The organism is Methylibium sp., assembly GCF_013817345.1.
Classification (GTDB): Bacteria; Pseudomonadota; Gammaproteobacteria; order Burkholderiales; family Burkholderiaceae_C; genus Methylibium.
On the sequence record NZ_JACDCW010000156.1, the window covers coordinates 1 to 5,739 of the forward strand.

Below are 5,739 nucleotides of genomic sequence, written 5' to 3' on the forward strand. Positions count from 1 at the left end.
CCGGGTTCTTCTTGCCGCGCAGCACGACCTTGATGCCCTTGGGCAGCTTGAGGTCGTCCACGTGCAGCGACTGGCCCTTGGTCATCTCGCCCACGTCGATGGTGATGAACTCGGGCAGCTGCGAAGCCAGGCACTCGACCTCGAGTTCGTTGACCACGTGCGAGATCAGGCAACCATCGAGCTTGACGGCCGGCGCGGTGTCCTCGTTGATGAAGTGCAAGGGCACCTTCTTGCTGACACGCGTGGTGGCATCGACGCGCTGGAAGTCGACGTGCAGCACGATCTGCTTGAAGGGATGCATCTGCACGTCGCGCAGCAGCACCTGCTGGCTGGCGCCGGACAGATCCATGTCGAGGATCGACGAGTGGAAGGCCTCTTTCTTGAGCGCGTGAAAGAGCGCGTTGTGGTCGAGCTCGACCATGGCCGGCGCGCCCGCACCGTAAACGATGCCCGGCACCTTGCCGGTGTTGCGCAGGCGGCGGCTCGCTCCGGTCCCCTGCAGTTCGCGCGGATAAGCGACGAATTTCATTGCGTTTCTCCCGAAAGGAAGGCACCCGCGACCAGGTGCCTCGTGTGAACCCGCAGGCCGAAGGCCTGCAGGCATGAACCGGCTCAGAAGTTGTTGTTCTGCTCCGAAAAAAGCGAGGTGACCGATTCGCCGTCCGAAATGCGGCGGATGGTCTCGGCGAACAGGAACGCCACGGAAAGCTGGCGGATCTTGGGGGTCGCCTTGCCCGCGGCATTGAGCGGGATGGTGTTGGTGACCACCACCTCGTCGAGCTGCGAATTCTTGAGGCGCTCGATCGCCGGACCGGAAAAAACGGGATGGGTGCAGTAGGCGAACACGCTCTTCGCGCCGCGCTGCTTGAGCTCTTCCGCCGCCTTCACCAGCGTGCTGGCGGTGTCGATCATGTCGTCCATGATCACGCAGTTGCGGTTCTCGATGTCGCCGATGACGTGCATCACCTCGGACACATTGGCAGTGGGGCGGCGCTTGTCGATGATGGCCAGGTCGCAGTCGAGCTGCTTGGCCAGCGCCCGGGCGCGCACCACGCCGCCGACGTCGGGCGAGACCACGATCAGGTCGTGATAACGCTTGGTCTTCAGATCGGCCAGCAGCACCGGCGAGGCGTAGATGTTGTCGACCGGGATGTCGAAGAAGCCCTGGATCTGGTCGGCATGCAGGTCCATGGTGAGCACGCGGTTCACGCCCACCGCCTCGAGCATGTTGGCCACCACCTTGGCCGAGATGGGCACGCGCGTGGAACGCGGGCGGCGATCCTGACGCGCATAGCCGAAATAGGGAATGACCGCCGTGATGCGCCCGGCCGAAGCACGCTTGAGCGCATCGACCATGATGAACAGCTCCATCAGGTGCTCGTTGGTCTGCGGCGCGCAGGTCGGCTGCACGACGAAGATGTCGCGCGCCCGCACGTTCTGCTCGATCTCGACCTTGACCTCGCCGTCGGAGAAGCGGCCGACCGCGGCGCGCCCGAGCTCGATGCCCAGGGCACTGGCGATCTCCTCGGCGAGCGCCGGGTTGGCGTTGCCGGTGAACAGAACGGTGTTGTTGGTAAGCATCGTGGCTGCACCGCGCTCGATCGGTCTAAACGACGCGGCGCCCGCATCGGGCGCCGCGCTTCGCTTCGGTTTGGCAGGGGAGGAAGGACTCGAACCCTCGCATGTCGGAATCAAAATCCGATGCCTTGACCAACTTGGCGACTCCCCTACACAGGACGCGGCCGGCTTGCACCGAGGCCACCCCCGAAAACACTTCCACTTCAGTCGGACCAATCCACCAGCGGATGGCGGGTCAGACCGCGGCAAATGCGCCCCACCCACGATGGAGGAAGCGCCATCGCTTCCAACTCAACCGGCGTGGTCACCTTTGCTTCTATCGTTCCTGCGCTCGGTGCGTCGCCGCTGCCGGCATCTGCAAACACCGCGCTGCCCGAGCCCGACATTCGGCTTGCACCGTAGTGGCCTCGCAGCAGCGCCAGGGCCTCGCCGACCTCGCTGCAATGCGCTTTTGCGCTCTCCTGCAGGTCGTTGCGGCCAAACCCGAGCGGGTCTGCAGCGAAGTCCGAGAGTGTAGCAGCGGCGGTGTTGCGGACCAAGTGCGGGCTGGCGAAGATCGCGGCAGTGCTCACGGTCGCCGCCGGCTTGACCACCGCCCAACGGCGCGGCACCAGTTCAATGGGCGTGAGCTTCTCGCCCACGCCTTCGACCCACGCGTTGTTGCCGCCGATGAAAAAGGGCACGTCAGCGCCGAGGCGAAGGCCCAGGGACAACAGCCGCTCGCGAGGCCAGTTCAGGTTCCACAGGCGATTGAGCGCGATGAGCGTCGTGGCTGCGTCGGAACTGCCGCCGCCCAGGCCTGCACCCCACGGCACCTGCTTGTCGATGGAGATGTCGGCGCCGGCCGCCGTGCCGCTCTCGCTTTGCAGCAGCCGCGCCGCGCGCAGGCACAGGTCGTCTTGCGGCAGCACCGCGCCCAGATCGTGACGGCTCAGCCGGTCGTCGTCGCGGCGTTCGAAGTGCAGCGTGTCGCACCAATCGATCAGTGCGAACACCGACTGGAGCAGGTGGTAGCCGTCGTTGCGCCGGCCGACCACGTGCAGGAACAGGTTCAGCTTGGCGGGCGCCGAAACGTCGTAGATCGCTTTCAGGCCCATGTCGCCCCGCCCGGCGCTGCAGGGCGGCGCGCGGACGATCCGAAGACCGCCTCGATGCAACTCGAAGACCTTTTCATGGCGCCGCCGAGGCGGGCATGTCGAGCCGCGCGCGCACCTCGACGACCGGCGGCGTGCTGCGCTCGGCGAGCACCCAACCTTCCTCGTAACGCGACAGATCGACCTTCCAGCCGAGTTGGGCAAAGCCGTGGTCGCTTGCGACGTTGGCTGCGCCCGGCCAGGGCCGCCCGCGCAGCCAGTCGAACAGGGCGGCGAGCGGCACTCGCTCGCCGAGCGCCTCTTCGGAAAGGCTGTCGAGATCCGGATAAACACGCTCGCCCTCTCGGGAACGAAGCCGGACCTGCCCTGCCGACCAGTCCGCCCGCGCAACCTGGGTGCCGAGCGGTGTGCTCAATGCAAGGCTGCCCCGCTCCGGCGAGCCGGCCAACTCGAATGCCGCATTGAACGACCGCTGCGTATCCCCCTCGACCCGGACCGACAAGCGCCCGGACAGCGCCTGGTCCTCGCCAGCCGGTGGCGCAAGGCTCGCGCAGCCTGCCAGCAGCGCGGCAACAACGGCACCCGCCGCCAGCCTGCCCGATCGAGTCACAGATCGACCTTCAGCCGCGCCAGCGTTTCCTTCAGCACATCGTTGGCAGCGTCGCGTGATTGCGCCGCGCCCCACACGCTGCGCGCCTCGTCGCGGCGGCCGCTCATCCACAGCACTTCGCCGAGGTGCGCCGCGATCTCGGTGTCGGGCCGAGCCCGATAAGCCTGGCGCAGCCATTCCAGCGACTCCTCCAGGTTGCCCATGCGGTACTCGACCCAGCCCATGCTGTCGATCAGGAAAGGATCGTTCGGCGTCAGCTCCATGGCCTTGACGATCAGCTGGCGCGCCTCCGGCAGCCGCATGCGGCGATCGGCCAGGGAATAGCCGAGAGCGTTGTAGGCCGCCGGCTGCTCGGGCTTGAGTGCCATCACGCGGCGCAGCAACTGCTCCATCTCGTCCATGCGGTCGAGCTTCTCGGCCATCATGGCCTGCTCGTAAAGCAGATCGGTGTCGTCGGGGTAGAGGTCATTGGCCTTGGCGAGCAAGCGGTTGGCCTCGGACCACTGCTTCTGGTCGCGCAACAGGTGGGCCTCCGCAAGCAGCTTGGAGCGGGCCTCCTCCGGCGTGCGCTCGGGCAGATCGCGGATCAGCGCGCGCCCTTCCTCGAGCCGGCCCTGCTGCGCCAGCAGCGAGGCGCGCCGCACCTGCACCGGCAAGGCCTGAGAGCTGTCGACCTTGGCCAGCCAGCCCTCGGCCGCCTTGAAATCGCGGCGCTGCTCGGCCGCCTGGGCCAGCAGCAAATAGGCCTGCATGCGTCGCTGCGCCGGGGTCGCAGCGTCCTCGTCGATCGCCTGCGGGGCTGCCGGCCCCGCGGCGGCTTCGGCCGCCTCGGCCCTCGCGATGTATTCGGTCAAAGCGCTTTCCGCCTGCGCGGGTTGCTTGAGTTCGAGCTGCAAGGCACCGAGCGTCAACCAGGCATCGACGAACTGCGGCGCGTCGCGCGTCACCGCCTCGAGTTGCGGAACCGCCTCGGCGTAACGCTGGCCGATGGCGAGCGCACGCGCGTAGACCAGCCGCACGGCACTGCGCGGCACGTCCGCTGCGGGCGGGTCGGCGGCCAGGAAGTTCTTGACCAGTTCCTCGCCGGCCGGCTCGCTGCGCATCAACTCGATGCCGAGCAGCGCGATGCTCTCCGCGTTGGGCGCAATCGCCTGCGCGCGACGCCCGGCATCGAGAGCGAGCGCGGGCTCGCCGGCAGCGAGCCGGCTGCGGCCGAGCGCAGCCCAGGCGACGCCGGCCGTCTCGGGCGCTTCGCCGGCCAGGCGGCCTTCGGCATAGGGCAGCAGCACCTGTTCGAGCGCCGCGCTGGCCGCCTTGCGATCGGTGGCGCGCGCAAAATAGGCCGGCAGCGAGGCGATCGCCCCGGCACGCTCGGCGACCGGCACCAGCACCAAGGTGGAGCGCAACGGCTCCACCGCCTCGGCGCTGCGGTTGAGCGCGATCAGCAACTGCACTTCGTAGCGGTGCGCCTCGAGCGAAGCGGGCGCAGCCTGCCGCCAGGCGCGGGCCGCCACCAAAGCCTGCTCGCCGGCCTTGGCCTGCAGCGCGATGTCGGTGGCGCGCTGAAACAGGCGCTCGTCGCGGGTCTTGCGAGCGGCATCGAGCAGCACCTGGTAGCCGGTGCCGGCATCGCCTTCGCGCAACTCGATCTCGCCGATCAGCAACTGATAAAAGAGCGGCGCATCGAGGTTCGAGTTGCGCACCGGGGCCGAGGCGGGTGCCGACGCCGGTGCGGGCGGAGTCTGGGCCTGAGCGGGGACTGCTACGGCCAGGGTGCTGCAGGCCGCGAAGGCCGACACAGCATGACGGAAACAAAACATCGGCGACTCCGGAAGCAAAACCATTCTAGGCACGCCCCGATAATCCCTGAATGCCCGAGTTGCCCGAGGTGGAAGTCACCCGCCTGAGCCTGGTCGAACGCCTTCGCGGGGCGCAGATCGCGGCAGTGCGCATCGGCAAACCTCTGCGCTGGCCTTTGGGCTGCGCACCGGAATCGCTGGTCGGGCACCGGGTGCACGAGCTCACGCGGCGAGGCAAGTACCTGTGGTTCGCCCTCGACGCGCCGGGCGCCCCGAATACGGGAGCCGGCGGCTTGCTGATGCACCTGGGCATGTCGGGTTCGCTCAACTTGTCGGCGCAGCATGCGCCGCCCGGCCCCTGGGACCACTTCGATCTCGCCACCGACCGCGGCCTGCTCCGCCTGACCGATCCCCGCCGTTTCGGTGCGGTGGTGTGGTCGTCCGCGGCCGATCAAGGGGCCGCCGGGAAGCTGCTCGCCGGCCTGGGCGTCGAGCCGTTCGAGGCCGGCTTCACCGGCGCGCTGCTGCACGAGCGGCTGCGCGGGCGCAAGGTCGCGATCAAGACCGCGCTGCTGGCCGGCGACATCGTCGTCGGCGTCGGCAACATCTATGCGTCCGAGGCGCTGTTCCTGGCGGGGATCGACCCCCGCACGCGCAG

The 5,739-nt window shown here is 68.1% G+C and carries 6 protein-coding genes and 1 tRNA gene; 1 reads left to right on the top strand and 6 read right to left on the bottom strand.

The genetic code is table 11. The features are described 5' to 3' along the window. The 6 genes from H0W40_RS18750 to H0W40_RS18775 all read right to left on the bottom strand — a co-directional run. Positions 1-529: 50S ribosomal protein L25/general stress protein Ctc (locus H0W40_RS18750; RefSeq protein ID WP_292449281.1), on the bottom strand; the 529-nt coding region annotated here is incomplete at its 3' end. An 83-nt stretch (positions 530-612) separates the two neighbouring features. Then, entirely contained in the window at positions 613-1,581 is a 969-nt protein-coding gene (locus H0W40_RS18755) for a ribose-phosphate pyrophosphokinase (RefSeq protein ID WP_292449283.1), read from the bottom strand. Between the two features lie 71 nt (positions 1,582-1,652). Beyond that, positions 1,653-1,729 (bottom strand) — tRNA-Gln (locus H0W40_RS18760). A 52-nt stretch (positions 1,730-1,781) separates the two neighbouring features. Continuing rightward, positions 1,782-2,675 carry a 4-(cytidine 5'-diphospho)-2-C-methyl-D-erythritol kinase gene (gene ispE, locus H0W40_RS18765; protein WP_292449285.1) on the bottom strand — a complete coding sequence of 298 codons (894 nt, stop codon included), beginning with the start codon at positions 2,673-2,675 and terminating at the stop codon, positions 1,782-1,784. 73 nt (positions 2,676-2,748) lie between these two features. Then, positions 2,749-3,282: an outer membrane lipoprotein LolB gene (locus H0W40_RS18770; protein ID WP_292449287.1), complete on the bottom strand. Its 534-nt coding sequence runs from the start codon at positions 3,280-3,282 to the stop codon at positions 2,749-2,751. Continuing rightward, on the bottom strand, positions 3,279-4,985 hold the full coding sequence (locus H0W40_RS18775; RefSeq protein ID WP_292449288.1) for a tetratricopeptide repeat protein: 1,707 nt from the start codon (positions 4,983-4,985) through the stop codon (positions 3,279-3,281). The genes H0W40_RS18770 and H0W40_RS18775 overlap by 4 nt, the downstream gene beginning before the upstream one ends. A gap of 167 nt (positions 4,986-5,152) precedes the next feature. Here H0W40_RS18775 and H0W40_RS18780 point away from each other — a divergent pair. Further along, positions 5,153-5,739, top strand: a 587-nt coding sequence (locus H0W40_RS18780) for a DNA-formamidopyrimidine glycosylase family protein (protein WP_292449290.1), incomplete at its 3' end; no start/stop codon positions are given.

Coding starts and splice junctions, on each gene's coding strand:
- H0W40_RS18755 (WP_292449283.1), bottom strand. CDS start 1,581: ATGCTTACCAACAACACCGTTCTGTTCACCGGCAACGCCAACCCGGCG.
- ispE (WP_292449285.1), bottom strand. CDS start 2,675: ATGGGCCTGAAAGCGATCTACGACGTTTCGGCGCCCGCCAAGCTGAAC.